This window comes from Paraburkholderia sp. J8-2, assembly GCF_905220195.1.
GTDB lineage: Bacteria > Pseudomonadota > Gammaproteobacteria > Burkholderiales > Burkholderiaceae > Paraburkholderia.
The window spans coordinates 1,034,179-1,060,247 of record NZ_CAJMZA010000001.1; the positions used below are offsets into that span (position 1 = coordinate 1,034,179).

Consider the following 26,069-nt stretch of genomic DNA (forward strand, 5'->3'; position numbering starts at 1 on the left):
TTGCTGGCGACGCAAAAAAAGCGCGATGCCTTGCAGCATCGCGCCTTTCTACAGCCCGAGAAAACGGTGCGTTACTTCCTGTCGATCGAGATCCGCCCCGGACCCGTTACCGCGAGTGCGAGCAAGCCGCCGGCGATGCTGATGTTCTTGTAGAAGTTGATCATGTTCATCATCTGGTCTGCACCGGTCATGGTCCAGAAGTGATGGCCGATGAACGCCGTCGCGACCGTATAGATCGCGAGCAGCACGGCGAGTGGCCGCGTATAGAACCCCACGAGCAGCAAAATGCCAACCGCGAACTCCATGATCACGGCGATGACGGCCGAGAGCATCGGCACGGGCGCGCCCACGTGCGCCATGTAGTCGACGGTGCCCGAAAAGCCGGTGATCTTGGACCAACCGAACAGGATGAACAGGGAAGTCAGCAGAACGCGCGAGACCAGAAGCACGACGTCGTTGCCCGGCCCGAACAGGTTGTATCGCATGGTTTTCTCCGAAGAAGTTTTAAGCAGTTCACTACGTATCAGTTCGCGCTTCGCCGGACGGCGGCCCGCTTTCGCTTTCTGTAAGCGGGCCGCCGCGTGCCGGTGTGCGCCAGCATAACCTCAGACGCCGCGCCGAAGTTAAGACCAGAGCTCCGACACTTCGATATTACGCAGATCGAACACCAGGACCTCTGCATCGTGTCCGTCGCTGAAGGCAAGCTCGCGCTCGGAGCGGATGCGCGCGCCGTCGCCTTCGCCAAGTTCCACGCCGTTCAGCTTCACGCTGCCGCGCGCCACATGAACGTAGGCGTAGCGGTCGGCGCCGACTTCGACCTTCGCCGTTTCCGCGCCGTCGAGGCGTCCGGCATACACGCGTGCGTCCTGGCGCAGCAACAGCGAGTCTTCGGCGCCGTCCGGCGAGAGGATCAGGCGAAACTTGCCGCGCTTTTGCTCATCGGCGATGTTCTTCTGCTGGTAGCGCGGCTGCGCGCCCTTCACGTTCGGTGCAATCCAGATCTGCAGGAAGTGCACCCCTTCGTCGGCCGAGTGGTTGAACTCGCTGTGCGCGACGCCCGTACCGGCGCTCATCAGTTGCACGTCGCCGGGGACGATCACCGAGCCCGTGCCCATCGAGTCCTTGTGCTCGAGCGCGCCTTCCAGCACGTACGAGAAGATTTCCATGTCGCGGTGCGGGTGCTTGCCGAAGCCGCGCGCCGGGGCTACGCGGTCGTCGTTGATCACAAGCAGGTCCGAAAAGCCGACTTGCTTCGGATCGTAGTAATTGGCAAACGAAAACGTGTGACGCGAGCTGAGCCAGCCATGTTCACCGCGGCCGCGTTGGTCTGCCTTGCGAACTTCGATCATTTTCGTCTCTCCGTGTGAATCGTTTCGATTCAGTGTTGGTTGCGATGGAAAGAATTTTAGGTCAATTAAATCGACTGGAATCGCCGTAAAATACGACTCACTGTCACATTGAAGTGGACAATCGACATGCAACTCGACGACATGCGGATCTTCGTGAACACCGTGGATGCCGGCAATTTCACGGCGGCGGCGCACCGGCTGCGGCTTTCCAAGCAGTTCGTGAGCCGGCGCGTGGCGGCGCTGGAGGCCGATCTGGGCGCGCGCCTGCTCGTGCGCAACACGCGCAAGCTGGCGGTCACGGACCTCGGCCAGGACTTCTACGAGCGCGCCAAGCGCATCCTTGCGGACGTGTCCGAGGCCGAGCAGGCCATGTCGGACCGCCGCAGCGAACCACGCGGCCTCCTGAAAGTGAGCGCGCCGATGTCGTTCGGCATGGCGCACCTTTCGCCGCTCGTTGCCGAATTTCTGCGCGAGCACCCGGACGTCCGCTTCGACATGGACTTAAGCGACCGCAATGTCGATGTGATCGGCGAGGGTTTCGATATGGCGTTGCGCATTGGCCGGCTGGCGGATTCCACGCTGGTCGTGCAAAAGCTCATCGACGTGCGCATGATCGCCTGCTGCAGCCCCGGCTACCGACGCCGCCGCCGCGCGCCGCAAACGCCTGCCGATCTCGCGCAGCACGCCTGCCTGCCGTATGGGCAGCAGGGCCGCGCGCCGTGGGAGTTCATCGTCGATGGCGTGCGCACGCCTTTCGACGTGCACGGGCCGCTGCGCGCGAACAACGGCGAAGTGATCCGCGATGCAGCCATTGCCGGGCTCGGCATCTGCTATCTGCCGGACTTCATCGTGGCGGGATCGGTGGATGCGGGGCTGCTGGTCGAGGTGCTCGAGCCGTTCATGCCGCCGCCCAACGCGCTGCACGCGCTGTACCCGCAGCATCGTGAAGCTTCCGTGACGATCCGCGCGTTCACGCAATATTTGCGCGAGCGGCTGGCGGCGCGTGCAGCAACCGCGCGCGGCGGGGCGCTCTGACGCAGCATGCACGCAGCAAGCGCGCAGCCCTTGCAGAAAGGCCGTTGCGCCTGCATCTAAGGGGTAGCGCCTCGCAGATGCACCACGAAAGGGCGGGCATGTGAGGCGCATTGTCGCAGTTGTGTTGTATGCTCACCGCCCGGAAGGTTGCCCCGGCCGCGCGATGCGGGCGCGGAACCCCATGCAGACGGGCTTTGACGGCCGCTATGGGGTCCGATAGGCAGGGTTAATACCCGCGATCAAAGCAACCAATTTTTCAAACGGGCGCGGTTCCCGTAACCTTCGTCCATACCTTTTCCCAACCCAGAGCGAGGAAACAACGCATGTCTCTCATCAACACGCAAGTCAAGCCGTTCAACGCAACCGCATACCACAACGGTAAGTTCGTTCCGGTCTCTGAAGAAAACCTGAAGGGCAAGTGGTCGGTTGTCGTGTTCTACCCGGCCGACTTCACTTTCGTGTGCCCGACGGAACTCGGCGACCTGGCTGACCAGTACGCAGAATTCCAGAAGCTGGGCGTTGAAATCTACGGTGTGTCGACCGACACGCACTTCACGCACAAGGCATGGCACGACACGTCGGACACGATCGCCAAGATCAAGTACCCGCTGGTCGGCGACCCGACGGGCGCAATCACGCGCAACTTCGACGTCATGATCGAAGAAGAAGGCCTGGCACTGCGCGGCACGTTCGTGATCAACCCGGAAGGCGAGATCAAGCTGTGCGAAATCCACGACAACGGCATCGGCCGTGACGCCAAGGAACTGCTGCGCAAGGTGCAAGCTGCCCAGTACGTGGCATCGCACCCGGGTGAAGTTTGCCCCGCCAAGTGGACGCCGGGCGCTGAAACGCTCAAACCGTCGCTCGACCTCGTCGGCAAGATCTAAGCGTCGCTGTTCACATGCGATCGCCCTGATCGCATGACGCCCAAGTCTCATTAGCTGTATCCCCGGGCCGCGCCCACGCGGCTGCGGCCCGGGAACCCTGCTCGCCTCGTCACGCCATAAGCGGAACGGCGAAATTGCCAGGCATTACTTAGAATTCCCCCGCTTCTTCTCTAGCCGGAAAAATACGCTATGCTCGACGCCAACATCAAAGATCAACTCAAAAGCTACCTCGAAAAAGTCACGCAGTCGATCGAGATCGTTGCGTACCTGGACGACGGCGAGAAGTCGCAAGAACTGCAGCAACTGCTGCAGGATGTCGCATCGCTCTCGAATCGCATCTCCTACGAAGAACGCCGTGGCGCCGCTGCTGGCGACGCGCGTACCCCTTCGTTCGACATCAAGCGCGCGAACTCCGACGTGAAAGTCACGTTCGCGGGCATTCCGATGGGCCACGAATTCACGTCGCTCGTGCTTGCACTGCTCCAGGTGGGCGGCCACCCGGTCAAGCTCGAGAACGACACGATCGAACAGGTGAAGGCGCTCGACGGCGTGTTCTCGTTCGAAGTCTATATGTCGCTGTCGTGCCAGAACTGCCCGGAAGTCGTGCAGTCGATCAACGCGATGGCCACGCTCAACCCCAACGTGCAGATCGTCACCATCGACGGCGCGCTGTATCAGGACGAAGTCGAGAAGCGCCAGATCATGGCCGTGCCGACCATCTACCTGAACGGCGAAGTGTTCGGCCAGGGCCGCATGGGCGTGGAAGAGATTCTCGCGAAGCTCGACACCGGCGCATCGTCGCGCGCCGCCGAGAAGCTGAACCAGAAGGATATTTTCGACATGCTGATCGTCGGCGGCGGTCCCGCTGGCGCGGCGGCTGCGATCTACGCGGCGCGCAAGGGCATTCGCACCGGCGTGCTCGCCGAGCGCTTCGGCGGCCAGGTGCTCGACACGATGTCGATCGAGAACTTCGTCTCGGTCACGGAAACGGAAGGGCCGAAGTTCGCCACGGCGCTGGAGCAGCACGTGCGCGCCTACGAGGTCGACATCATGAATCTGCAGCGCGCCGAAGCGCTCGTGCCCACCGGCAACGGCTTCGAAGTGCGCACGCAAAGCGGCGCAACGCTGCGCGCGAAGAGCGTGGTGCTCGCAACCGGTGCGCGCTGGCGCAACGTGGATGTGCCGGGCGAGCAGCAGTACAAGAACAAGGGTGTGGCCTACTGCCCGCACTGCGACGGCCCGCTCTTCAAGGGCAAGCGCGTGGCGGTGATCGGCGGCGGCAACTCGGGTGTGGAAGCGGCGATCGACCTGGCCGGTATCGTGAGTCATGTCACGCTGCTCGAATTCGGCACGCAACTGCGCGCGGACGAAGTGTTGCAACGCAAACTGCGCAGCCTGCCGAACGTCACGGTGCACGTGAACGCGCAAACCACCGAGATTTCCGGCGACGGCCAGAAGGTCACGGGTCTCGCGTATCTCGAGCGCACGTCGGGCGAAAAGCGTCATGTCGAACTCGAAGGCGTGTTCGTGCAGATCGGCCTCGTGCCGAACACCGAGTTTCTCAAGGGCACGGTGGCGCTGTCGAAACACGGCGAGATCGAAGTGGACGCGAAGGGCCAAACGTCGGTGCCGGGCGTGTTCGCCGCGGGCGACGTGACGACCGTGCCGTTCAAGCAGATCGTGATTGCCGTGGGCGAAGGCGCGAAGGCATCGCTTGGCGCGTTCGATTACCTGATCCGCTCGTCGGTCGAGCAGGAAGAAGACGCGAAGGCGGCGCCCGTAGTGGCCTAAGTCGTCGCCTGATCGAAGATTGAAAGCAGTCTCTCTTTACGCCGGCTTACGCCGGCGTTTTTTTATGCCTTCGCGGGATCAGAGAGGGCTCAGTCCTGCACGAGCGGGCTGCCATACGCGAAGCTGGCCGCCGGTTCGGCATGCTTTTGGCGATGCGCGTTGCGCAATGGCTTGAGCACGAATACGGCGAGCAACGCGGAGACCGCCGCCATGCCCGCGGCGAGCATGAACACCGCGTGCCAGCTGCCGGTTGCCGCGGTGATCACGCTCGTGAACGGCACCAGCAGTGCGGCAGTGCCCTTCGCGGTGTAAAGCAGGCCCGCGTTGGTCGCGGCGAACTTCGGTCCGTAGGTGTCGCCGCAGGTGGCGGGAAAAAGGCTGTAGATCTCGCCCCACGCGAAGAACACGATGCCGGTAAGCACGACGAACGCCGTCGGCGTGTGGCCGTATTGCGAGAGCAGCACGATGCCGACCGCCTCGATGCCGAACGCGACGAACATCGTGTTCTCGCGGCCAATGCGGTCCGACACCCAGCCGAAGAAGGGCCGCGTGAGACCGTTGAGCACGCGGTCGATGGTCAGCGCGAACGTGAGCGCGGGCAACGTGAGGCCGAGCAGCGAAACGGGCGAGTCGTGCAGGCCGAAGTCCTTCGCGATCGGGCCGAGCTGCGCGGTTGCCATCAGGCCGCCGGCGGCCATCATCACGAACATGGCGTACATCACCCAGAAGATGGGCGACGCAATCACCTCGCGCGGACTCGCGTTATAGACGGCGCTCGCACTTTGCGCAACTTGCTTCGCCGCTTGTCCGATGGCGCGTTTCGCTGCGGCGACGCCGTGCGAGGCGGGCGCGCTAAGCGCGAAACCGAGCACGAGCACGACGATCCCTTGCCCCAGACCGAACCAGAGGAACGTGGACTCATATCCGCTGCTCTTGATCATGTTGGCGATAGGCACGACGGTCGCCGCCGAACCCGCACCGAAACCCGCCGCGGTAATGCCCGCCGCGAGCCCGCGCCGGGTCGGAAACCACTTGAGCGCGTTGCCGACGCAGGTGCCATAAACGGCGCCCGCACCGAGCCCGCCGATCGCCGCCGCGATATAGAGCACCGGCAGCGACGCGGCCACCGAGTTGAGCACCCAGGCAACGGCGCACAACAGCCCGCCGCCCACGACCACGGGACGCGGCCCGTACTTGTCGACGAGCCAGCCTTCCACGGGTACAAGCCAGGTTTCGGTGACGACGAAGATCGTGAACGCGACCTGAATCGCGGCGCGCCCCCAGTGGTACTTTTCGTTGATGGGATTGACGAACAGCGTCCAGCCGTACTGCATGTTGGCGATCATCGCCATGCAGATGACGCCGAGCACGAGTTGCGTCCACGGCGACGCGAATCGCGACGCCCCTCCTTGCCGATGCTCCATGTGTGTCTCCGGTTTCTTCGAATGAACGGCCTTGCGCGAAGAGCGCTTTCTGCCCGAATCGCGGTCAGCGAATCCTGTCGTTTGCCTGACAGTCGTTTACACAATATGTAATATATCAACGAAGTCAAGCGGAAGACATCTCAGGGCTTCCACTACCTCTGCGCATTGATGAGTATGGTTTTTGAAAGCTTCCGACCGATGCCGCGTACGCCGAAAAAAAGCCCGCCGGCTAGGCCAGGCGGGCTGAGGCATGTGCGAGATAGCGGAAATCGCGACATGTGATGTCGTTATAGGCGAAAGCTTTTAGTAATGTAAGGGGGAATTTTTCGAAAGCCTTTCACGTCGATTTGAGTGAAAGGTTGGCCGGGATGCCTGCAGGGGAGTGGGCGGTCCGGCGGGAGGCCAAGTCGTGCAGCGCGTTGGCGTGCGTGCCAAACTGGCCGATGGCGCGTCGACACCGTCGAGCGAGGAGACGAATCATGCAGCGCGAAACATTCATCCGCAGCCTGGCCGATGAAGGCTTTCCCGAACCCGTTGTCGTGACGCGCGAAGCCGGCGTCATGGAGGTCCATTCGCATCCGTTCGAAGCGAAGGCGCTCGTCATCGAAGGCGATCTGCACATTCGCGTGGGCGACGAAGAGCGGCACTACAAGGCCGGCGACGTGTTCCATCTCGCCGCCAACCTGCCGCACGCCGAGCGCTACGGGCCGCAGGGCGTGCAGTATCTCGTCGCGAGAAAGTAAGCGTGGGGCGCGACTTCACCCCCGCGCCGCAATTTCCTTCTTCCATCCCGCGATGATCTTCGCGGCAAGCGCGTTGTAGTCGCCGTCGAAGTGATGGTCGCCGCTCGTCTTGACGACGTCGATGCCGGTATTCACGAGCGCCGGGCACAGCGTGTCTTTCTCGCCCGCGCCATACACGCATTGCACGATCGAAGGCGGCACCTTCGCGAGTTCCGGGCGCACCTGCAGCGCCTTGTCGCTGGCGGGCATGCCGAGCCAGCCCGTCACGCGGATCTGGAAGTCGGCGTCCGGCGCGAAGCCGAGCAGCGACATGTACGACACCTTCGCGCGCAGCGCGTCGGGCAGACGGTTGTAGGCGAACGGCATGACGTCCGCGCCAAACGAGTAGCCCACGAGCGCAATGTGCTGCGCATGCCAGCGCGAGCCGTAAGTCTTCAGCACGCGTGCGAGATCGTGGCTCGTTTGTGCCGGCGTCTTTTCGCTCCAGAAGTAACGCAGCGCGTCCCAGCCGATCACCGAAATGCCCTGCTTTTGCAGCGCTTCCGCAATCGTCTTGTCGAGATCGCGCCAGCCGCCGTCACCCGAGATCACCACCGCGAGCATGTCGGTCGCGTGCGCCGCGGGCAGTTCGACGAGCGGCAGATCCGACACGTCCTCTTCGCTTTCCGTCGAGACGCGCAGATGGTTCGAGGTGAGCGCAACGATCTTGTCGGCGTCGGCTACACCGGGGGCAAAGGTGCGCGGCGCGCCAGCATTCGTTGCGTGCGCATCTTTCGTCGTCACGCCCTGCTCGAAGAAGCCGGGCAGGCCGGTGCCGCGCGAAAGCGTGGGGTCGGCCGGGCACGGTGAGAAGCGCGCGTCGAGCTGCGCGGCGGGATCGAGCGACACGGCGCCTGCCATCGTGTTCGCGGGCGCCTGCGAGAGCATGCGCTGAGCGATGAGCGCGCCTTCGCCGCTGCCGATGGCGATCGGCGCGTAGTACTCACTCGCGCCCAGCTGGCGTTCGAGCTGATGGCTCAGCGCTTCGGCGTCGCCGTAGAGCTTGTGGCAGGTTTCGTTCTTTACGGCCGCGAGGTTCTGCGCGTAGCGCTCCGTATCCACACCCACGACGAGCGCGCCATGCTGCGCGAGCGCGTCGGCGCGTTGCTGGTCGGCGGCGCTCCAGTGCTTGTCCGCGGAAAACAGCACGGTGAAGCCGCGGATCGTGCCGGTCGGTTTCGTCACTGCGACATCGCCGTAACGGCCGCCGGAAACGCGCATCGTCGCGGCGGAAGCCGGCGCCGAGGCGGACGGTGAAGCGGAAGTCGAAGCGGGCATCGAAGCCGCGTTTGCGTGAGCGGTGAAAAACGCGAGCACAACGGCGCCCGCTGCCGTGCCTGCGAGGCGCGGCAGCCTGGTGATACGGAATGTCATGAGCGCCAGCCTCCTGCCAGCAGCGATAGATCGGCGAGGGTGATGAACACGCTGATCGAGCCCGAAGCGGCCAGATAGCGCGGTTCCCAGCGCGGCGCGAACTTGTTCTTGAAGCCGCGCAGCCCCCGGAAGTTATAGAAGCGGCCGCCGAAGCGCCAGATGAAGCCCGCGAGCCGGTGCCACGACGAAGCAAGCGGCGTGGGACCCATGCCCGAGAGCGGCGCCATGCCGAGCGAGAGCGACTGGTAGCCGGCGGCCTTCAGATGCAGTGCGAGCTGCGTGAACAGATACTCCATCGCGTAGGGCGAGGCGCCGGGCAAATGGCGCATGACGCCCACCGTCGCGTCGGTATTCAGATCGGTCGTCATGAAGGTGACGAACGCGAGCGGCTCGCCGTTCTGGCGGATCAGCAGCACGGACTGCGCGGCGAGATAGTCGTCGTCGAACGCGGCCACCGAGAAGCTCTTTTCGCGCGCTTCGCGGTCCTGCAGCCAGGCGTCGGAGATCGCGCGCAGCACCGGCAGGCTCGCGCCCATCTGCGTGGGCTCGATGTGTTCGATCGAAAAGCCGTCGCGTTCGCCGCGCTTGAGCGCGTAGCGCAAATGCGCGCGCTGTGGACCCTTCAGGTCGAATTCCTGCAGCATCACGCGCGCTTCCTCGCCGAGCTTCATCAGCGTGAGGCCGGCGTCGAGATAGAGCGGCAGCGCGTCGGCGCGCACCTGGTAGAACGCCGCGCGGCCGTTGTGCGCGTGCGCGAGTGTGACGAATTCGCGGATCAGCGCCGGCCATTCTTCGCGCGGGCCGACCGGGTCGTGCAGCGCCGCCCACGTGCGGCCGCGCTTCGCGTACATCAGGAATGCCTTGCGCGAGGCGGAGAAGAGGAAGCTCTTGTCGCCCATCAGCGCGAGGCCCGCGTCGCTGCGCTCCTGCGCACGCACGATGCGCGCGGCCTCTTCGAGGTCTTCGCTCGGCGGCATCACGAAGCGGCCCGCGGCGGGGCGCAACAGTTGCCACAGCGCGAGCGCGGCGGCGAACACGCCTGCGCCGAGCGTGGCGCGCAGTGCGCGCGGGGCGCGGCTGTGGAAGGCGAATTGCCACCAGAGACTCTGCGAGTACTGCACGTCGCGGAACGCGAACAGCAGCACCCATACGGCAAGCGCGATCACGCAGCCGACCGAGGCGAGCCAGGCCGGCGTGAAGCGCTCGGAGAACATCGACGAATGGCGGTTAAAGCGCTTGCGCGTAGCGAGGAGCAGCACGATCAGCACGCACAGCACGCCCGCTTCGACGAAGGCGAGGCCCTTGGCAAGCGAGAGCGCGAGGTTGGCCACGGCGATCACGAGCGCGAGCCACCAGGCGGCGTCGAGGCGCCGCAGCAGGCCGCGCGCGACGAAGAGGAGCAGCACGCCGAAGAGGCTGCCCATCAATTGCGAGCTTTCGAGCACCCACAGCGGCACGATGGTTTGCAGCAGCGCGATGCGCTTGGAGAACGCGGGCGTGGCGCCCGAGATCACGAGCATGCTGCCGGTCACGAACGTGACGATGGCGAGAAAGAGCGGCGCGAGCTGCGAGACGCCGTCGGCGCCGCGCTTCGCAAAGCGGGCGCTGAGCGGAGTTTTGAGCGCGCGGCCTTCGAATACCGCGAGCACGCCCGCCGCGAGCGCGAGCGGCGCGCCGAAATAGATCGCGCGATAGGCGAGCAGCGCGGCTAGCACCTTGGAGGTCGGCACGCTCGGGCCGAGCGCGTAGACCATGGCGGCTTCGAACACGCCGATGCCGCCGGGCGTGTGGCCGATCAGGCCGAGCAGCATGGCGGCGCAATAGACGGTGAGGAAGTCGGTGAAGCCGAGGAGTGCGTGCGGCATGACCGACCAGAGCGCGAGCCCGGCGCCGACCACGTCGAGCGCGGCCAGCAGCAATTGCGCAACGAGGTCGCGCCGCGCCGGCACGGAAAAGCGCAGCCATGCGCGGCCAAACGGCTCGATCTCTTGTGCGTGGGCCGGGCAGAGGATCACGAGCACCGCGCCGCAGCCGAGCACCACGCCGCCGATCAGGCGCAATTCGTCGGGCGAGAGATGCAGCAGGCCGGAGAGCGTGCCGGCAGCGCCCACCATGCCGAGCGCGGTCATGAGCACGAGTGCGAGGGCGAGCGTGACGCTCGTGAACACCGTCATGCGGCCGATCTGCGCGGGCGTGACGCCGGCGCCACCATACACGCGGCAGCGCACGGCGCCGCCTGTGAGCGCGCCGAAGCCGGTGACGTTGCCAAGCGCCGAGCCGGCGATCGCGCCGGCCCACAGCGCGCCGCGCGAGACGCGCGCGCCGAGGTAGCGCAGGCCCACGGCGTCGCGTCCGACCAGCGCGACGAAGCTCACGGCCGTGGCGGCGAGCGCGCCGGCCCATTGCGCTGGCGTGAGCGTCCAGAGCTGGCGGATCACCGAGTGGTAGTCGACCGTGCGCGAGAGGTGCTGGAACACGACCAGCAGCAGCGCGCAGATGCCGAGCGCGAACACCGGCGCGACAAAGCGCTGCAGGCGCAGGGCTCCGGCACGGCGGCGCAGCGCCTCGAGGGCGCGCGCCGCGCGTGAAGAATGCGATTGAGACATGGATCGGTCTGGTGGCTCTCTGCGGTGTCGCCGTATCGACTGTTACAGCTTCCCCGGCGGTGACATCGCGTTTATTCGCGTTCTGCGTTTACGTTCTTGCGAGGCCGGTTCTCGCGCACCTCGCGCCGCGAACCGGAAATTCGAGTCGAATCGTAATCGTTCGGAAAGGACTAGTTAAGCTCAGCAAACGCATAGGACTACCCGCCGGTTGACGCCCCGGCACAAGGAACCGCTTTTGGGTACGGATCGATCGGACGCCATGCCGCATCCTAACTAGCGGATTTAATTGGGGAATTATCTCGTGTCGATTAATGTTTGCAAAGCCTAATTAACAGATAAGTTGAAGCGATAAGGTAATCGTTAAGTTATGAGTAATGCGGGCTTGTATATCACATATTGAAACGCTCGCCGGTTTGGTCGGTTCTCCGAAAGCCTTGACTGGCGGGCGTTGCAGGAGGGTGCTCAGTGCATTGTTTCGCAGCGGGAGATAATGTTTCGGCAGTTATCCAGGCGCTTCCTGAAACCGCTGTCACTAATTCGAGACAGCTTGTTTAATCCTTTTACATTGCTCGACGGGCGAGTTAGTCTGCTTTGGTCAAGAGTTGTTTTACTGCGCCGGGAGAAAGACGTGAACAGACTAGCCTTGACTTCCCTTTCGCTTGCCGCGCTCGGGGTTGCCGGCATGGCTCAGGCACAGACCAGCGTGACGCTGTACGGGACCATCGACACCTCGATCACGTACGTCAACCACGCCGAAGGCAGCAACAACCTCTGGGCGCTCGGCAACAGCAGCAATGGCAATCTCTCCGGCTCGCGATGGGGTTTGAAGGGCGCCGAAGATCTCGGCGGCGGCCTCAAGGCAATCTTTCAGTTGGAAAACGGCTTCAACCCGTCGACAGGCTCGCTCGCGCAAGGCGGCAGGCTGTTCGGGCGGCAGGCGTACGTGGGCTTGACGGCTGAGCAGTACGGTTCGCTAACGCTGGGGCGGCAGTACGACCCGCTCATCGATCTCGTGCAGGGGATCACGGCCGACAACTATTTCGGCTCCGTGTTCGCAACGGCGGGCGACGTCGACAACTACGACAACAGCTTCCGCGTGAACAATGCCGTCAAGTACACGACGCCCGTGTGGAGCGGCCTGCAGGTCGCGGCGATGTACTCGTTTGGCGGCGTGGCGGGCTCGACCGGCGCCGAGCAGTCGTACTCGGCGGCGGTCAACTACACCAACGGCCCGCTCGCGCTCGCCGGCGGTTACTTCTACGCGACGAACAGCCAGGCGGTGAACGGCATTCGCACCGACGGCTGGACGAGCACCTCGGACGGCACCTTCGACGGCCCGATCAACTCCGGCTACGCCACGGCGCACTCGCTCACCATTGCGCGCGCGGCGGCGCAGTACCAGCTCGGCCAGTTCACCTTCGGCCTCGGCTACAGCAATGCGCGCTACTCGCCGGACGGCAGCTCGGTGTTCCTCAACACCCAGAAGTACAACACCGGCCAGGGCTTCCTGAACTATCAGCTGACCCCCGCGCTGCTCCTGGGTCTTGGCTACAGCTATACGCATGCCAATGGCGATACGACGGCGAGCTACAACCAGGTCTCGCTCGGCGCGGACTACAGCCTCTCGAAGCGCACCGACCTGTACATGACGGCGGCGTGGCAGCACGCGAGCGGCGATACGGGCAACGGCTCGGGCGGCTCGATGCCGGCCGAGGCTTCGATCGGTTCGTATGGCTACGCGGGCACGTCGAACCAAACCATCGTGAACCTCGGGCTGCGGCACAAGTTCTGAGTCAGCGCCCGTCTTACGACGCCGGATGCGCCCATTGGGCGGCGCATCCGGCGTTTTGGCGTGTGCGGCCCTGGCTTCGGCTCAAAGCGCATCCGGCGCGCGGGCTTCACGCCTCGGGCGAGCGCCGTAGCGTGAGCAGCGCAAGCCAGGCGGCAAGGCGTTCCCTACAGCGCTGCACGCCCGCAAACGGCGGCTGCCATGCGCTCGTGATGCTCACGCGCGCCGGCAAAACAGCCTCGGTGCTGAGCCAGATGCGCTCGCCGCGTTCGAGGCGCAGCGTCTCGCCCGGCTGCAGCCAGTGGTCGTAGGGCGAGCGGGCGCGCGTGACCCACACCTGGGCTGATTGAACCCGCAGCGTGGCTGACGCATTCACGCGCCACGTGAGCGTGCGCATGGGCGGCACGGCGAAGTGGACCGACTGCGAGGGCAACGGGTCGTCGAAGCGGTCGGTTGCGTCTGCAACGGTCAGCGGAGCGGGTTGCGCGGTGGGCTGTGAAGTGGACTGTAAAGCGGCTTGTGAAGCGGGCTGTGAAGCGGGCTGTGAAGCTGCCTGAAATGCGTCATCCATCGTGTTCTCCATTTTTTGGAGCCGACGAACGGAGCGCTGCCACCCAGAAAAACAAAAAGCCCCGTCGATGCCGGCGGGGCTTGTGATTTGCGTGACGACAGACTGCTAGTACGCACACCATCCCCGTGGACGACCCATATGGGTTTTCCACGGATGATTCATCGTGTTTGCGATGACGAGGCGGGTGACGGAAGTGTGCATGGGTCGAGTGTGCGGGGTGGCTCGCCGCGCTGTCAACCTGAAATGCTTAAATAGCTTTGGCGGCCGTAGTGTGTGTTGCGCGCGAGTCTCGTTCACACGTTTGCCTGACGCGATCGTGCCCTTCGATGCCGTATCCTCTTGCGGGCCGTACCGGTTTCTCACTAGCATGGGTTGTTTTTCATAGATATACGGTCGACTGTACCCATAATGTGGGAGCGCACCCCCTGCTGAGCCCGGAAGCATCGAAGTGTTGTGCGGAAACGACTGCATCTGATATATCACATACAGAATATTGCTTTCTGCCGCAACGCAGCATATGATTGAGTTATTCGATTACTCAATCATGCGGAGCTTCAAATGGATTTCGTTTCTCTCGCACTTTTCGGTGCTGCGGTTGTGGGTCTGGGTGCGGCTGCTACGGTCATGATCGCCAGGTGGCTGCCGCAGTCTGCTATTGAGCAAGCTGCACAGCATGGCCGGTACGTCGGTTTGGGCGAAGCGCCGCGCGCGAAGGCGGTGCGTCGTGCACAATTCGGTCCGCGAATCCGTCCGCAGGTCGGAAAAGAGGTAATCAATGTCGTCAGAACAAACTGAAGTAGTAGCAAGCCGGGAAGCGGCGCCGCTCAAGCTGGCGCTGCAGCCCATCAACGCAACACTGAGCCTGCGCGATCAGGCTTACGCCATGCTGCGCCAGGCCATTGCCGACGCCGACATCTACCAGACACGCGAAGAAATCCGGCTCGACGAGCGCGTGCTGAGTGAGTCGCTCGGCGTGAGCCGCACGCCGGTGCGCGAGGCCATGACGCTGCTCGAGCAGGAAGGCTTCCTGCGCATGGTGCCCCGCCGCGGCATCTATATTGTGCGCAAGAGCAAGCGCGAGATCGTGGAGATGATCCAGATGTGGGCGGCGCTCGAAAGCATGGCCGCACGCCTCGCCACGGTTCACGCCACCGACGAGGAAATCGCGCGGCTGCGCCACATGTTCGACGACTTCCGCGACAGCACGCCGGCCGAGCATATCGCCGAGTACTCGGACGCCAACATCGCGTTCCACCAGGCGATTGTCGAGCTTTCCAAGTCGCAGATCATTCTCGACACCATCAAGAACATCTTCGTGCACGTGCGCGCCATTCGCCGCATGACGATCTCGCAGAGCGACCGGGCCTCGCGCTCGATCGTCGACCATCTGCGCATTATCGAGGCGCTCGAGAAGCGCGACACCGAGCTGGCGGAAAAGCTCGTGCGCCAGCATTCGCTCGATCTCGCGGTTTACGTCGAGAAGAACTGCGATTTCCTTGACTGAAGTGCGCAACTAGCGCCGCAGTTAGTGCAAAACGGGAGACCTTCGGGTCTCCCGTTTTGCATGCAGTTACGTCCCAGCGCGTCCCGGTGGCTCAAAGGCCTCCACCGGCCGACTTTATGCGCATCAACCCCTGGCATCCCTGACCAAATCGCGGGCCCTTACAGCCATCCTTCACACGGAATCTGGCATATCAGGCGCGATAGATTCTCGGGGTTTTCCCTCGTGTGCACCGCGTCAACGACGTCGAACTTGCGCGAAAGCCAGGCTGGGCAAGGCTTTGACGCGATTCTAATGGCATTCCCGATGAGCAATTCCCCTCTTGCCTCGTTCTGATATATCACATACCGTATTGCTCAAGGACGCAGATGTCGCGCCATGGCGCGAAACGCCTCTGCCCACGCAACCCCACCGATTTTCGAAAACTCGCCCGGCCACGATTAGATAAGGAGATATGACATGGGCAAGGCATTGAACGGCGTGCGCATCCTCGATTTCACGCATGTGCAGTCGGGACCCACCTGCACGCAACTGCTCGCCTGGTTCGGCGCGGACGTGATCAAGGTAGAGCGTGCAGGCGCTGGCGACATCACGCGGGAACAGCTGCGCGACCTGCCGGACGCAGACAGCCTCTACTTCACGATGCTCAACGGCAACAAGCGTTCGCTCACGCTCGACACGAAGAACCCGCAAGGCAAGCGGGTGCTCGAGCGGCTCATCCGCGACTGCGACGTGCTGGTCGAGAACTTCGCGCCGGGTGCGCTCGAGCGCATGGGCTTCAGCTGGGAACATATCCAGACGCTGAACCCGCGCATGATTGTCGCCTCGGTGAAGGGCTTCGGTCCTGGGCCCTATGAGGACTGCAAGGTCTACGAGAACGTTGCGCAGTGCGTGGGCGGTGCGGCTTCGACGACCGGCTTCGACGACGGTCCGCCGGTCGTTTCGGGCGCGCAGATCGGCGACAGCGGCACTGGCCTGCATCTCGCGCTCGGCATCGTCACGGCGCTCTATCAGCGCACGCATACGGGGCGCGGCCAAAAGGTGCTCGCAGCCATGCAGGACGGCGTGCTCAACCTGTGCCGCGTGAAGCTGCGCGACCAGCAGCGGCTCGAACGCACCGGCGTCATGAAGGAGTACCCGCAGTACCCCAACGACAGTTTCGGTGAAGCGGTGCCGCGCGCCGGCAATGCGTCGGGTGGCGGGCAGCCGGGCTGGATTCTCAAGTGCAAGGGGTGGGAGACCGACCCGAACGCTTATATCTACTTCATCGCGCAGGCACCGGTGTGGGACCGGATCTGCAAGCTGATCGGACGCGAGGAGTGGATCGACGACCCGGACTACGCCACGCCGAATGCGCGTCTGCCGCGCTTGAAGGCGATCTTCGACGAAATCGAGCACTGGACCATGCACCGCACGAAGTTCGACGCGATGGCCTTGCTCAACCGCTACGACATTCCATGCGGCCCGATTCTTTCGATGAAGGAGATCGCGGGCGACGAATCGCTGCGCGCGAGCGGAACGATCGTCGAGGTGGATCACCCGGTGCGGGGCAAGTACCTCACGGTGGGCAACCCGATCAAGCTCTCGGACAGCCCGACCGAAGTCACGCGTTCTCCGCTGCTCGGCGAACACACCGACGAGGTGCTCGCTGAATTCGGCTACACGAAGGACGAGATTCACTCGCTGCGCGTGTCTGGCGCCGTTTGAAACCAGGGAGCGAAAACATGGAAACGTGGATGCGTTTGATGGCGAGCGACGGGAGCATTGTGTTCGGCCGCGTCGAGAACGGTTACCTGCACGAATACGAAGGGCTCGATCAGCCGGTGCCCACCGGCGCAGTGCTGTCGCTGCGCGCGCTCACGCCGCTTGCGCCTTGCGCGCCCGGCAAGGTGGTCGCGCTCTGGAACAATTTTCACGCGCTCGCCGCGAAGCTGGAAAAGCCGGTGCCTTCGCACCCGCTTTTCCTCATCAAGCCGGCGGCTTCGGTGATCGGCTCTGCGGAATTGATTCGGCGTCCTGCCCACTATGCGGGAAAAATCGTGTTCGAAGGCGAACTCGGCATCGTGATCGGCAAGCGCTGCCGCGACGCGAGCGTCGAGGAAGCCGAGTCGGCGATCTTCGGCTACACGATCGTCAACGACGTTACGGCTGCGGGCCTCATTACCGAGAATCCGCACTTCCCGCAATGGTGCCGAGCCAAAGGTTTCGATACGTTCTGTTGTCTGGGCCCGGCGATCGTTTCCGGGTTCGACTGGCAGCGCGCACGCGTTGTCACGAAACTCGATGGTGTGGAGCGCCAGAATTATCCGCTCGACGACATGGTGTTTTCGCCGGCGCAGCAGGTGGGCCTCATTTCGCAGGATCTGACGCTCGAACCGGGTGACGTGATTGCGTGCGGGACTTCACTCGGCGTAGGCTCGATCGTTGATGGCGCAACTGTCGAGGTCACCATCGAAGGGATTGGCACGTTGAGCAATATGTTGGGCACCGCATGCGCGCAGAGCGAGTCGCTTGCTGCCGTAGAGAGCGGGGCCTGATGGCGTAAAACCAAAGACGCGCGGCAGACATGCCGCGCGAGGAGGAGAGATGCCGGAGCAACTGGCTGGCGACCTGGCGTGGCTGGGCGTGGGTGCGCTATTCGCATGGCTCGTCTGTGCATTTGCACAATTAGCGGCGCTCGCGCCGGTCCGTGCATGGTCTTCGTCACGTTCCCGTGCCGCGCTGCGCTGTGCAAAGCGTGCTGCTGCGCCGCACAAGCATCGGCTTGCCTTCGCCATTTCGTTCGCATTGCTGTTGACCGTGCCGCCCGGCTTGATCGCCGCGGGCTGGATGCAGTCGCCCGTTGCGACGGTCGCTGTCGAAGCGGGTGTGCTGGGCGGTCTGTGCCTCGCGGGCCGGCGCGACCTCACGCGACGTGCGCGGACGGCCGCGCTGCTCGGCGGTGTTTCGGGCGCGAGTGTGTTGATCGGCGCTTTCATTGGCTACGTGTTGCAGCCTGAGCGTAGTCCGATCGCGCGCGTGGCGCTGTTCGTCGCGGTGGCGACCGGCGCGTTGCTGGTCGGCGGCGCGCTGAGTCTGTTCAGCCGTGGCGCACGAGCGAGTGGCGCGGCTCGAAGGCGCGTGCCGTTCGGCCGTGGCGACCGCGTCGTTCATGTCATGGCGCTGCTGCTTGCAGCGGCGCTCGGCTATGGGTTCCTGAGCGTGCGTGCTTGCCCCGACGTCGAAATCTCCATACTGGTAGCGGCGAGCGTGCTGTGTGCGGCACTGGGCGCGCGGCTCATGAGCGGCGCGAGGCGGCCGCGGCTCGCGCGTACGGGCGCGGTCGAGGCGTCACTGTCAAGCGAGCCCTTCAGTGCAATATTCAACGCGAGCTTCGCGGGTGTGCCGGACGAACTGCTGGTCGCGGCCTGCGGCGGCGGCGCCTTCGAACCGGCGTGGCTGGCCGCGAACGACGCGCCGCATGGCGGCCCGGGGCGCGCGGGTCATCACGCGTCACAGGACTTGCCACGGCGGCGGCGCAGCCGGGGCGGCGCGTTGCGGCAGCGGCAAGGGCCGCACTGAGGCAGCCCGCCAAAGGCATCACAAGATCATCTACGGGAGCAGGGGAACACGACAGAACGCGCAACACGACGCGAATGATTAGCCATGCGTGATAGTTTTCGGCGTAGGTATAAAACCTTACTTATGCAAACTTGCTTCTGACACTTTTGTAATGTTCTCGATAAGCGCGGCGCCTTCCTCCATGAGGAAGCGCTTGAACGCGAGCGCGACGGGCGGCAGGCGCTTGTTTTTCCGGTGCACGACGTACCAGTTGAGCATGACCGGGAAGCCTTCGACGTCGAGCACCGTGAGGTGGCCGACCTGCAATTCGAGGCTGATGGTGTGCGCCGAGAGAAACGCGATGCCCATGCCCGCGATCACGGCCTGCTTGATCGTTTCGGTGCTTTGAATCTCCATGGCGATCTTGAGGTTCGTGATCTTCCCGGCGAAGCCTTCTTCCATCGAATTCCATGTGTCCGAGCCGCGCTCGCGCACGATGAACGCCTCGTTGGCGAGCGTGCTGAGCTTGATGGCGCGCTTGTGCGCAAGCGGATGCGAGGGCGCCGCGACGATCACGTACGGGTGCGGCGCAAACGGCTCGTTGATGGCGTCGGTTGCGTGGGGCGGCCGCACCATCACGGCGAGATCGGTCTGGTTGGTGGCGAGCTGCTGGAGCAGCTGCTCGCGGTTGTGCACGGAGAGATTGAGCGCGACGCCCTTGTAGCGGCGCGTGAACTCAGCCAGCAGGCGCGGAAAGAAGTAATCGCCCGCGCTAATGACGGCCACGTTGAGCTTGCCGCCCGAGACGCCCTTTAGCTGGCTCATCGCCTCGTCGACTTCGTGGAACTGCTGCATGATCGCGCGGCTGTAGTGGAGCATCTCCGTGCCCGCGGGCGTGAGATAGATCTTCTTGCCGAGCTGCTCGAAGAGCGGCAGGCCTGCGTGATCTTCGAGCTGCCGAACCTGCGTAGAAACGGCCGGCTGGGTGAGATGCAGCTCTTCCGCAGCACGCGAAAAACTGAGGTGGCGCGCCACGGTCTCGAAGACCTTGAGCTGGCGCAGCGTGGCGTTTCGCATCGTCATGGCCGAACCATAAAGGATACTGAATCCACATAATAACAAACTTTAATTGTGAGTAATTCAGCAATCACCCTAGCATAGTTGAAAGGCATCCGAATGCCGTGCGACGTGCTCGAATCTATGTTCGGGTTAACGCTCGGAAATACGATTTCATAAGGGACAACACGTAGAAAAGCCCTTGTTTAACGATGTTTTAAGGGGTTTGCTGTACGGTCAGGGTGAATGAGGATTGACGAATTTTAATTCGAATATCTGATTCATCTGGCCAATAAAAAACAGCATCTGGAAGTGAAAAAGATAAAACCATAAGCCTGAATTTATGCAGACCCGCAATTGCGCGGCTGCAATGAATAGATAGCGGAGACAAGCGATATGAATGCAATCGGTCAGAGGAGCGAGAGCGGTCCGTTCTGGACGAACCGCTGGTTTCAACTGGTGGTGGGCATGCTATGCATGGCGCTCGTTGCCAACCTGCAATACGCATGGACGCTGTTCGTCGCACCGATGAACTCGCGTCACCACTGGGGCCAGGCGGAGATTCAACTGGCGTTCTCGATCTTTATTCTGACCGAGACCTGGCTCGTGCCGGTGGAAGGCTGGCTCGTCGACAAGTTTGGCCCGCGTCCGGTCGTGGCAGGCGGCGCGGTTTGCGCAGGCCTCGCCTGGGTGATCAACTCCTACGTCACGACGCTGCCGATGCTCTACGTTTCTGCCGTGATCGCGGGTATCGGCGCGGGCGGCGTGTATGGCACCTGCGTGGGCAACGCGCTCAAGTGGTTCCCGGACCGCCGCGGTCTCGCCGCCGGTCTCACGGCCGCGGGCTTCGGCGCCGGCGCTGCCGTGACGGTAATTCCGATTGCGAACATGATCACGCGCTCAGGCTACGAGCACACGTTCTTCTTCTTCGGCGTGTTGCAGGGCGTGTCGATCCTCGTGCTCTCGTTCCTGCTCGTAAAGCCGGTGCCGCCGCGCTCCTTCGTCGTGGCTGGCCGCAGTCTCGTCTCGCGCGTCGATTACACGCCGGGGCAGATGGTCAAGCAGCCGGTGTTCTGGGTGATCTACATCTGCTTCGTCGCGGTGGCCGCTGGCGGCCTGATGGCAACGGCGCAGATCGGACCGATCGCCAAGGACTGGGGCCTCGCCCGCATTCCGATGACGGTATTCGGCATGACGCTGCCGCTGCTCACGCTCACGCTCTCGATCGACAACATCTGCAACGGCTTTACGCGTCCGCTGTGCGGTTTCATTTCCGACAAGATCGGCCGTGAGAACGCGATGTTCCTGATCTTCGTGGGCGAAGGGCTCGCGCTGCTCGGCATGATGCAGTTCGGCACGAACCCGTATGCATTCATGGTCTTCGCTGCGCTGATCTTCCTGTTCTGGGGTGAGATCTTCTCGATCTTTCCGGCCATCTGCGCGGACACGTTCGGCAGCAAGTACGCCGCCTCCAATGCCGGCACGCTGTACACCGCGAAGGGCACCGCCGCGCTGCTCGTGCCGGTAGCCTCGGTGCTGTCTGCCACGGGCGGCTGGAGCGCCGTGTTCATCGCGGCTGCGGTCATCACGATCGCGGCGGGCGTGAGCGCCAAGTTCTTCCTCGCACCGATGCGCAAGCGCCTGATCGAACAAAGCAGCGAAGCAAGCAACGAAGCAGGCAGCGAGCCCAACGTCACGCTGGCAACGAATACGGGCGCGGGATTGCCGCACTGGTCCAACCAAAGCGGCGAATGAAGCGCGCGGGCCCGCCATGTCGATGAACGTATCGCTCCAGCAACTCAAGGTGTTCGTCGCGGTGGCGCGGGCGCGCAGCTTCACACGCGCCGCGCGCGAGTTCGGGCTCACGCAGTCGGCGGTGAGCCGCTGCGTGCGCGAACTGGAAGAAGCGGTCGAACTCAAGCTCTTCGACCGCACCACGCGCCAGGTCGAGCTCACGCTCGCGGGCAGCGGCTTCGAGCGGCGCATCGGCCGCCTGCTCGACGAGATCGAGATGGCGCTCAGCGAGGGCCGCGACGCGCACCAGTCGCATAGCGGCGTGGTGCTCGTGGCGAGCAACCCGGTGCTCTCGTCGACCTGGGTGCCCGCCGCGCTCGCGCGCTGCGCCGCGGCCTTTCCTTCGCTCACGCTGCAATTGCAGGACTTGCCGCAGGCGGCTGTGCTGCAGGCGGTCGAGCAGGGCGAGGCCGATTTCGGCGTGATCGCCGAAAGCGTGCCGTTCGCGAGCGGCAATCTCGACGTGCAGCCGCTTTCCGCCACACCGCTATGCGCGCTCTTGCCCGCGCACCATCCGCTTGCGCTACAGGGGGCGCTGCGATGGGACGATCTCGCGCGCGAGCCGCTCGTCACGCTCAATCGCGACGCGGGTTGCCGCGGTGCGGTGATGCGCGCGCTGGACGGTCTGCGGCCCGAGGGGAGGCCGCTGCAGGAGTTCGCGCACGTGGCGGGCGTGGCGCGCATGGCGCAGCTCGGCATGGGCATCGGCGTGCTGCCGGTGTGCGTGGAGGGCGCGCGCGCAGGGCATGCGCATCGCTCAGGGGAAGTTGCGCACGCAACGTGTCACTGGCCTGCGCCTGCGGGGCCGCTCGTTACGCGTTTGCTGCATCCTGTCGTCAACGTGACGACGATGCTCGTGCGCCGCCGCCATCGTTCGCTGCGGCCTTGCGCTCAGGCGGCGTGGTCGCAGTTTATGGCGGACAGCGCGGCGCCAGACGGTTCGGACGCGGAGGCTTCGTCGCAGGACAACGAAGCGCTGCCGGAAACCTCCATCGACGGCTCGCCGATGCGCGGCTCGAACGGCGCGCCGATGCGCGTCGCGCTGCGCAGCGCCGATGCGCCGCCGCCGCTGCAAGTGACCCGCACACACGCGCGCATCGAATAGCGCGTGTTTCCTTCTGCTGCAAAGCAAAAACGGATCGCTCGATGCGATCCGTTTTGCTTTTCCAGGCTCCGCAATCCCGCAAAAAAAGGCGGCGCACGCGCCGCCCCTTCGCCGTGACTTAAGCCGCCTGCATGGCCATGCGCTCACGCTGCTTGATCAACGCGAGCACCGTGTCGATGGCCGGCGTCGGCTCGCCAACCAGCTTGCCCATTTCCTGCACGACGGTGATCAGCGGATCGATCTCCATCGGCCGGCCGGTTTCCAGGTCGACGAGCATCGAGGTCTTGTGCGCGCCCACCGCGCCCGCGCCGTCGATGCGCCGCTCCACGTCCACGCGGAAATTCACGCCGAACTGCTCGGCAATACGCTTGCCTTCGAGCATCATCGTGCGCGCCACGGCGCGCGTGGCCGGGTCGCTCGTGATGACGTCGAGTGTGGCGTGCGTGAGCGCGCTGATCGGGTTGAAGCAGAGATTGCCCCACAGCTTGAGCCAGATTTCGTCGCGAATGTTCTCGCGGATCGGCGCATCGAACCCGGCGGCCTGCATGGCTTCATGGAGCTGGACGATGCGCGGGGTGCGCTCGCCCGAAGGCTCGCCAATCGGAAACTTCTTGCCGTACACATGGCGGATCACGCCGGGCGCGTCGATTTCGGCGGCCGGGTAGAGGACGCAGCCAATCGCGCGCTCGGGCGTGAGGCGGTTCCATTGCGAGCCGTCCGGGTCGACGCTTTCGAGCCGCGTGCCCGCGAACTTGCCGCCGTGCTGGTAGAAGTACCAGTAGGGAATGCCGTTGGTGCCTGTGACGATGGCCGTATGCTTGCCGAGGAGCGGCTGCATCGAGTCGATCACGCCCGCCACGGAATGCGCCTTGAGCGTGATGATGACGACGTCCTGCACACCGAGTTCGCGCGGGTCGGACGTGCAGCGCACCTTCGCCACGTACTCCTCACCGTCCATCAGCAGGCGAGCGCCGTTTTCGCGCATGGCGGCCAGATGCGGGCCGCGGGCAACGAAGCTCACGTCGGCGCCTGCGCGTGCGAGTTGCACGCCCATCATGCCTCCAATGGCGCCCGCTCCAAAGATGCAGATCTTCATGTTGAAACCCCAATGACGTTGAAAACCGCTTGTCCGTGGGCGTTTCAGAGAGCGTTGGGGAAAAGCCAGGCGCTCGCCGCGACCCCGGACGATGGTTTGAGCATAGGGGCTGCTGTCGATTAACGACAGTTAAAGTTTCTCGCGAAAATCATCAAGAGAAACTTATGGATAAAGCGTTGCGCAACGAGGCCTTCAGGCGCGCCGCACAAGCAGAAAACTCACGCCGATCAGGCCGAGAAACGCGCCGCAGGTGCGATTGAACCAGCGGCGCACGGTGGTGCGCGTGAGCCAGCGGCCGAGGTACATGCCGGCAAGCGAATAGAGCGCGATGGCCACGCATTCGAGCACGAGAAAGCTCGCGCCGAGCACGCCGAACTGCGGCGCGATGGGCTTCGCGACATCGACGAATTGCGGCAGGAAGGCCGTGAAAACGAGAATCGCCTTGGGGTTGCCCGCCGCCACAAGACACTCGCGCCACGCAAGGCGCGCGAGCGAGGCGTCGCTGTCCGTGCTCTCGCCGATCGGGTTGGCGTCGCTGCGCCAAAGCTGCACGGCGAGCCACACGAGGTAAGCGGCGCCCGCCAGTTTGATGACGAAAAAGACCGCCTCGGAGGCGCGCAGCACGACGGCAAGCCCGGTGGCCGCGAGCGCGATCATGGCGGCGAACGACACGAGCCGCCCCGCGCCGCCAAGGAACGCGCGCAGGAAGCCGTGCCGCGCGGCGACGTTGATGGAGAGAAGATTGTTCGGCCCCGGCGCCATGTTCAGTGCGAAACAGGCGGGCAGAAAGAAGAGCCAGGCAGTGAGGGACATAGTGACGCTCGAACGTTGGCGCCGTGCGCGGCGCGCCGTGAATCGCACCATTCTAGCGCGGTTGGCGTGAGACGCCCTGCCGCTCAATGGAAAATCGGCAGCAGGAGAAAGAGCTTGATGGTGATCGCGTTGGCAATGTCGATAAAGAACGCGGCCACCATCGGCACCACGAGAAACGCGAGATGGGAATGGCCAAAGCGGGCCGTGACCGCCTGCATGTTCGCGATCGCCGTGGGCGTGGCGCCGAGGCCGAAACCGCAGTGGCCGGCCGCAAGCACGACAGCGTCGTAGTCTGCGCCCATCACGCGGAACGTCACGAAGATCGCGTAGATCACCATGAGCAGCGTTTGCGCGGCGAGGATCGTGAACACCGGCAGCGCGAGCGCGGCGAGGTCCCACAGGCGCAGTGTCATGAGCGCCATGGCGAGAAAGAGCGCGAGGCTCACGTTGCCGATCAGCGCGACGGCGTGCTCGGCCACGGGGCGCCCGAGGAGCGCGAGCCCATTGGCGAGCAGCACGCCTACGAACAGCACGCACACGAAGGTGGGCAATTCGAACGCGGTGCCCGCGATGAGCCCGGAGAGCGCGTCGCCCACAGCTAGGCTGATGGCGATGAGCGTGAGCGTGTTGATGAACGCGCCCGGCGTGGTGGGCTGCTCGGCTTTCGGTTCTTCGAATGCGTACGGGTCGGGCGTTGCCGCGCCGCTTGCGTCGGGCGCCGCGTCGCCAGCCGGCGTGCCGATGCGCTTCATCAGATGCTGCGCCACCGGGCCGCCCAGAATGCCGCCCATGATCAGCCCGAACGTGGCGCAGGCAATGGCCGCTTCGGTGGCGGACTGCAGCCCGTGATGCTCGGTGAACACCGCGCCCCACGCGGCGCCCGTGCCATGCCCGCCCGCGAGCGACACCGAGCCGCCCAGCAGCCCGTACAGCGGATCGACGCCGAACGCCATGGCGAGCGCAATGCCCAGCACGTTTTGCAGCACGAGAAGCGCGACCACCACGGCGAGAAAGCGCACGAGCACAGGGCCGCCGTGTTTCAGGTTGGCGAGGTTCGCATTGAGGCCGATGGTGGCGAAGAATGCTTGCATGAGCGGCGCTTGCAGCGAGGTGTCGAAGACCACGTCCATGTGCGCGAAGCTGTGCAGACCGAACACGATCAGCGCGGCGACGATGCCGCCCGCTACGGGTTCCGGTATCGTCCATTTGCGCAAGATTGGCACGGCGGCGACGAGCCACTGTCCGGCCAGCAGCACGAGCGATGCGACGACGAGCGTTCCGTAAACTGTGACGTTCATGGCGGGTGTCCGGCGGGGCGGTGAGGGCGCAAGGCGTGCGGCGCATCTTTCGCGCACGGTACACCACGCGCTCGCGCGTTGCGCGCATGGTGCGCAGAGGTGTACAACCGGGCGCCGGTTCCGGCCACGTTGCTTGCACGAAACGGGGCCCCACGCTTAAATATGCAAGCGGAACGCCAACGCTTCCGCCGCGGCCACCGCGCGCGAGGCCGCCGCTCATGCAGGACGAATATCCCCCGAGTCTGGCCGTCTGCGAGG

22 protein-coding genes are annotated in these 26,069 nt (G+C 64.1%); 12 read left to right on the top strand and 10 right to left on the bottom strand.

The genetic code is table 11. The annotated features are described in order from the left end of the window. Window positions 1–71: 71 nt before the first annotated feature. A complete protein-coding gene (locus tag U5A52_RS04530) occupies window positions 72–485 on the bottom strand; it encodes a DoxX family protein (protein WP_233884136.1) in 414 nt (137 codons plus the stop codon). Between the two features lie 138 nt (window positions 486–623). Next, window positions 624–1,349, bottom strand: a complete 726-nt coding sequence (locus tag U5A52_RS04535) for a pirin family protein (RefSeq protein WP_321911587.1) — start codon at window positions 1,347–1,349, stop codon at window positions 624–626. A 126-nt stretch (window positions 1,350–1,475) separates the two neighbouring features. On the opposite strand from U5A52_RS04535, the gene U5A52_RS04540 reads away from it, so the two are divergent. The 3 genes from U5A52_RS04540 (at window position 1,476) to ahpF (ending at window position 5,062) form a co-directional block, all read left to right on the top strand. Further along, window positions 1,476–2,384: a LysR family transcriptional regulator gene (locus U5A52_RS04540; protein ID WP_321911585.1), complete on the top strand. Its 909-nt coding sequence runs from the start codon at window positions 1,476–1,478 to the stop codon at window positions 2,382–2,384. A 323-nt stretch (window positions 2,385–2,707) separates the two neighbouring features. Next, window positions 2,708–3,271, top strand: a complete 564-nt coding sequence (ahpC, locus tag U5A52_RS04545) for an alkyl hydroperoxide reductase subunit C (RefSeq protein WP_321911584.1) — start codon at window positions 2,708–2,710, stop codon at window positions 3,269–3,271. Window positions 3,272–3,460: 189 nt separating this feature from the next. After that, window positions 3,461–5,062, top strand: coding sequence for an alkyl hydroperoxide reductase subunit F (gene ahpF, locus U5A52_RS04550; RefSeq protein WP_321934053.1), 1,602 nt, complete (start codon window positions 3,461–3,463; stop codon window positions 5,060–5,062). A gap of 89 nt (window positions 5,063–5,151) precedes the next feature. Here the strand turns inward: ahpF and oxlT (U5A52_RS04555) are convergent, their stop codons facing one another. Further along, window positions 5,152–6,486, bottom strand: coding sequence for an oxalate/formate MFS antiporter (gene oxlT, locus U5A52_RS04555; RefSeq protein WP_321911581.1), 1,335 nt, complete (start codon window positions 6,484–6,486; stop codon window positions 5,152–5,154). A gap of 479 nt (window positions 6,487–6,965) precedes the next feature. Here oxlT (U5A52_RS04555) and U5A52_RS04560 point away from each other — a divergent pair, with 479 nt between their 5' ends. After that, complete coding sequence (locus U5A52_RS04560) at window positions 6,966–7,229, top strand: cupin domain-containing protein (RefSeq protein WP_321911579.1); 264 nt, start codon at window positions 6,966–6,968, stop codon at window positions 7,227–7,229. A gap of 15 nt (window positions 7,230–7,244) precedes the next feature. Here the strand turns inward: U5A52_RS04560 and U5A52_RS04565 are convergent, their stop codons facing one another. Both U5A52_RS04565 and mprF read right to left on the bottom strand, forming a co-directional pair. Next, window positions 7,245–8,546 (bottom strand): virulence factor family protein, encoded by a 1,302-nt coding sequence (locus U5A52_RS04565; protein ID WP_321911778.1) that lies wholly within the window; start codon window positions 8,544–8,546, stop codon window positions 7,245–7,247. A 92-nt stretch (window positions 8,547–8,638) separates the two neighbouring features. Continuing rightward, window positions 8,639–11,248, bottom strand: coding sequence for a bifunctional lysylphosphatidylglycerol flippase/synthetase MprF (mprF, locus tag U5A52_RS04570; protein WP_321934054.1), 2,610 nt, complete (start codon window positions 11,246–11,248; stop codon window positions 8,639–8,641). Between the two features lie 628 nt (window positions 11,249–11,876). Here mprF and U5A52_RS04575 point away from each other — a divergent pair. Then, window positions 11,877–13,040 (top strand): porin, encoded by a 1,164-nt coding sequence (locus U5A52_RS04575; RefSeq protein WP_321911576.1) that lies wholly within the window; start codon window positions 11,877–11,879, stop codon window positions 13,038–13,040. Between the two features lie 106 nt (window positions 13,041–13,146). Here U5A52_RS04575 and U5A52_RS04580 read toward each other — a convergent pair whose 3' ends face one another. Next, complete coding sequence (locus U5A52_RS04580) at window positions 13,147–13,608, bottom strand: DUF2917 domain-containing protein (RefSeq protein WP_321934055.1); 462 nt, start codon at window positions 13,606–13,608, stop codon at window positions 13,147–13,149. Between the two features lie 558 nt (window positions 13,609–14,166). On the opposite strand from U5A52_RS04580, the gene U5A52_RS04585 reads away from it, so the two are divergent. From U5A52_RS04585 to U5A52_RS04605, 5 genes are all read left to right on the top strand, one after another. Further along, a complete protein-coding gene (locus U5A52_RS04585; RefSeq protein ID WP_321911574.1) occupies window positions 14,167–14,403 on the top strand; it encodes a hypothetical protein in 237 nt (78 codons plus the stop codon). Further along, window positions 14,384–15,112 carry a GntR family transcriptional regulator gene (locus tag U5A52_RS04590; RefSeq protein WP_321911573.1) on the top strand — a complete coding sequence of 243 codons (729 nt, stop codon included), beginning with the start codon at window positions 14,384–14,386 and terminating at the stop codon, window positions 15,110–15,112. Before U5A52_RS04585 ends, U5A52_RS04590 begins: the two co-directional genes overlap by 20 nt. Window positions 15,113–15,568: 456 nt before the next feature. Beyond that, window positions 15,569–16,816, top strand: coding sequence for a formyl-CoA transferase (gene frc / locus U5A52_RS04595; RefSeq protein ID WP_321911572.1), 1,248 nt, complete (start codon window positions 15,569–15,571; stop codon window positions 16,814–16,816). Between the two features lie 17 nt (window positions 16,817–16,833). After that, window positions 16,834–17,646, top strand: a complete 813-nt coding sequence (locus U5A52_RS04600; protein ID WP_321934056.1) for a fumarylacetoacetate hydrolase family protein — start codon at window positions 16,834–16,836, stop codon at window positions 17,644–17,646. 49 nt (window positions 17,647–17,695) lie between these two features. Beyond that, complete coding sequence (locus U5A52_RS04605) at window positions 17,696–18,670, top strand: hypothetical protein (protein WP_321934057.1); 975 nt, start codon at window positions 17,696–17,698, stop codon at window positions 18,668–18,670. 117 nt (window positions 18,671–18,787) lie between these two features. Here U5A52_RS04605 and U5A52_RS04610 read toward each other — a convergent pair whose 3' ends face one another. Beyond that, complete coding sequence (locus U5A52_RS04610) at window positions 18,788–19,732, bottom strand: LysR family transcriptional regulator (RefSeq protein WP_321911566.1); 945 nt, start codon at window positions 19,730–19,732, stop codon at window positions 18,788–18,790. Window positions 19,733–20,101: 369 nt separating this feature from the next. On the opposite strand from U5A52_RS04610, the gene oxlT (U5A52_RS04615) reads away from it, so the two are divergent. Together oxlT (U5A52_RS04615) and U5A52_RS04620 are read left to right on the top strand one after the other, a co-directional pair. Further along, the gene (gene oxlT, locus U5A52_RS04615) at window positions 20,102–21,460 is read left to right on the top strand and encodes an oxalate/formate MFS antiporter (protein ID WP_321911564.1); all 1,359 of its coding nucleotides are present in this window, start codon (window positions 20,102–20,104) and stop codon (window positions 21,458–21,460) included. Between the two features lie 22 nt (window positions 21,461–21,482). Continuing rightward, window positions 21,483–22,604 carry a LysR family transcriptional regulator gene (locus U5A52_RS04620; RefSeq protein WP_321911563.1) on the top strand — a complete coding sequence of 374 codons (1,122 nt, stop codon included), beginning with the start codon at window positions 21,483–21,485 and terminating at the stop codon, window positions 22,602–22,604. Window positions 22,605–22,722: 118 nt separating this feature from the next. On the opposite strand, the gene U5A52_RS04625 is transcribed toward U5A52_RS04620, so the two are convergent. The 3 genes from U5A52_RS04625 to gltS all read right to left on the bottom strand — a co-directional run bounded on the left by U5A52_RS04625 (window position 22,723) and on the right by gltS (window position 25,811). After that, a complete protein-coding gene (locus U5A52_RS04625; RefSeq protein WP_321911562.1) occupies window positions 22,723–23,700 on the bottom strand; it encodes a 2-dehydropantoate 2-reductase in 978 nt (325 codons plus the stop codon). 192 nt (window positions 23,701–23,892) lie between these two features. Further along, window positions 23,893–24,513: a LysE family translocator gene (locus U5A52_RS04630; protein WP_321911561.1), complete on the bottom strand. Its 621-nt coding sequence runs from the start codon at window positions 24,511–24,513 to the stop codon at window positions 23,893–23,895. Between the two features lie 83 nt (window positions 24,514–24,596). Continuing rightward, window positions 24,597–25,811: a sodium/glutamate symporter gene (gene gltS / locus U5A52_RS04635; protein ID WP_321911560.1), complete on the bottom strand. Its 1,215-nt coding sequence runs from the start codon at window positions 25,809–25,811 to the stop codon at window positions 24,597–24,599. Window positions 25,812–26,069 lie beyond the last annotated feature (258 nt).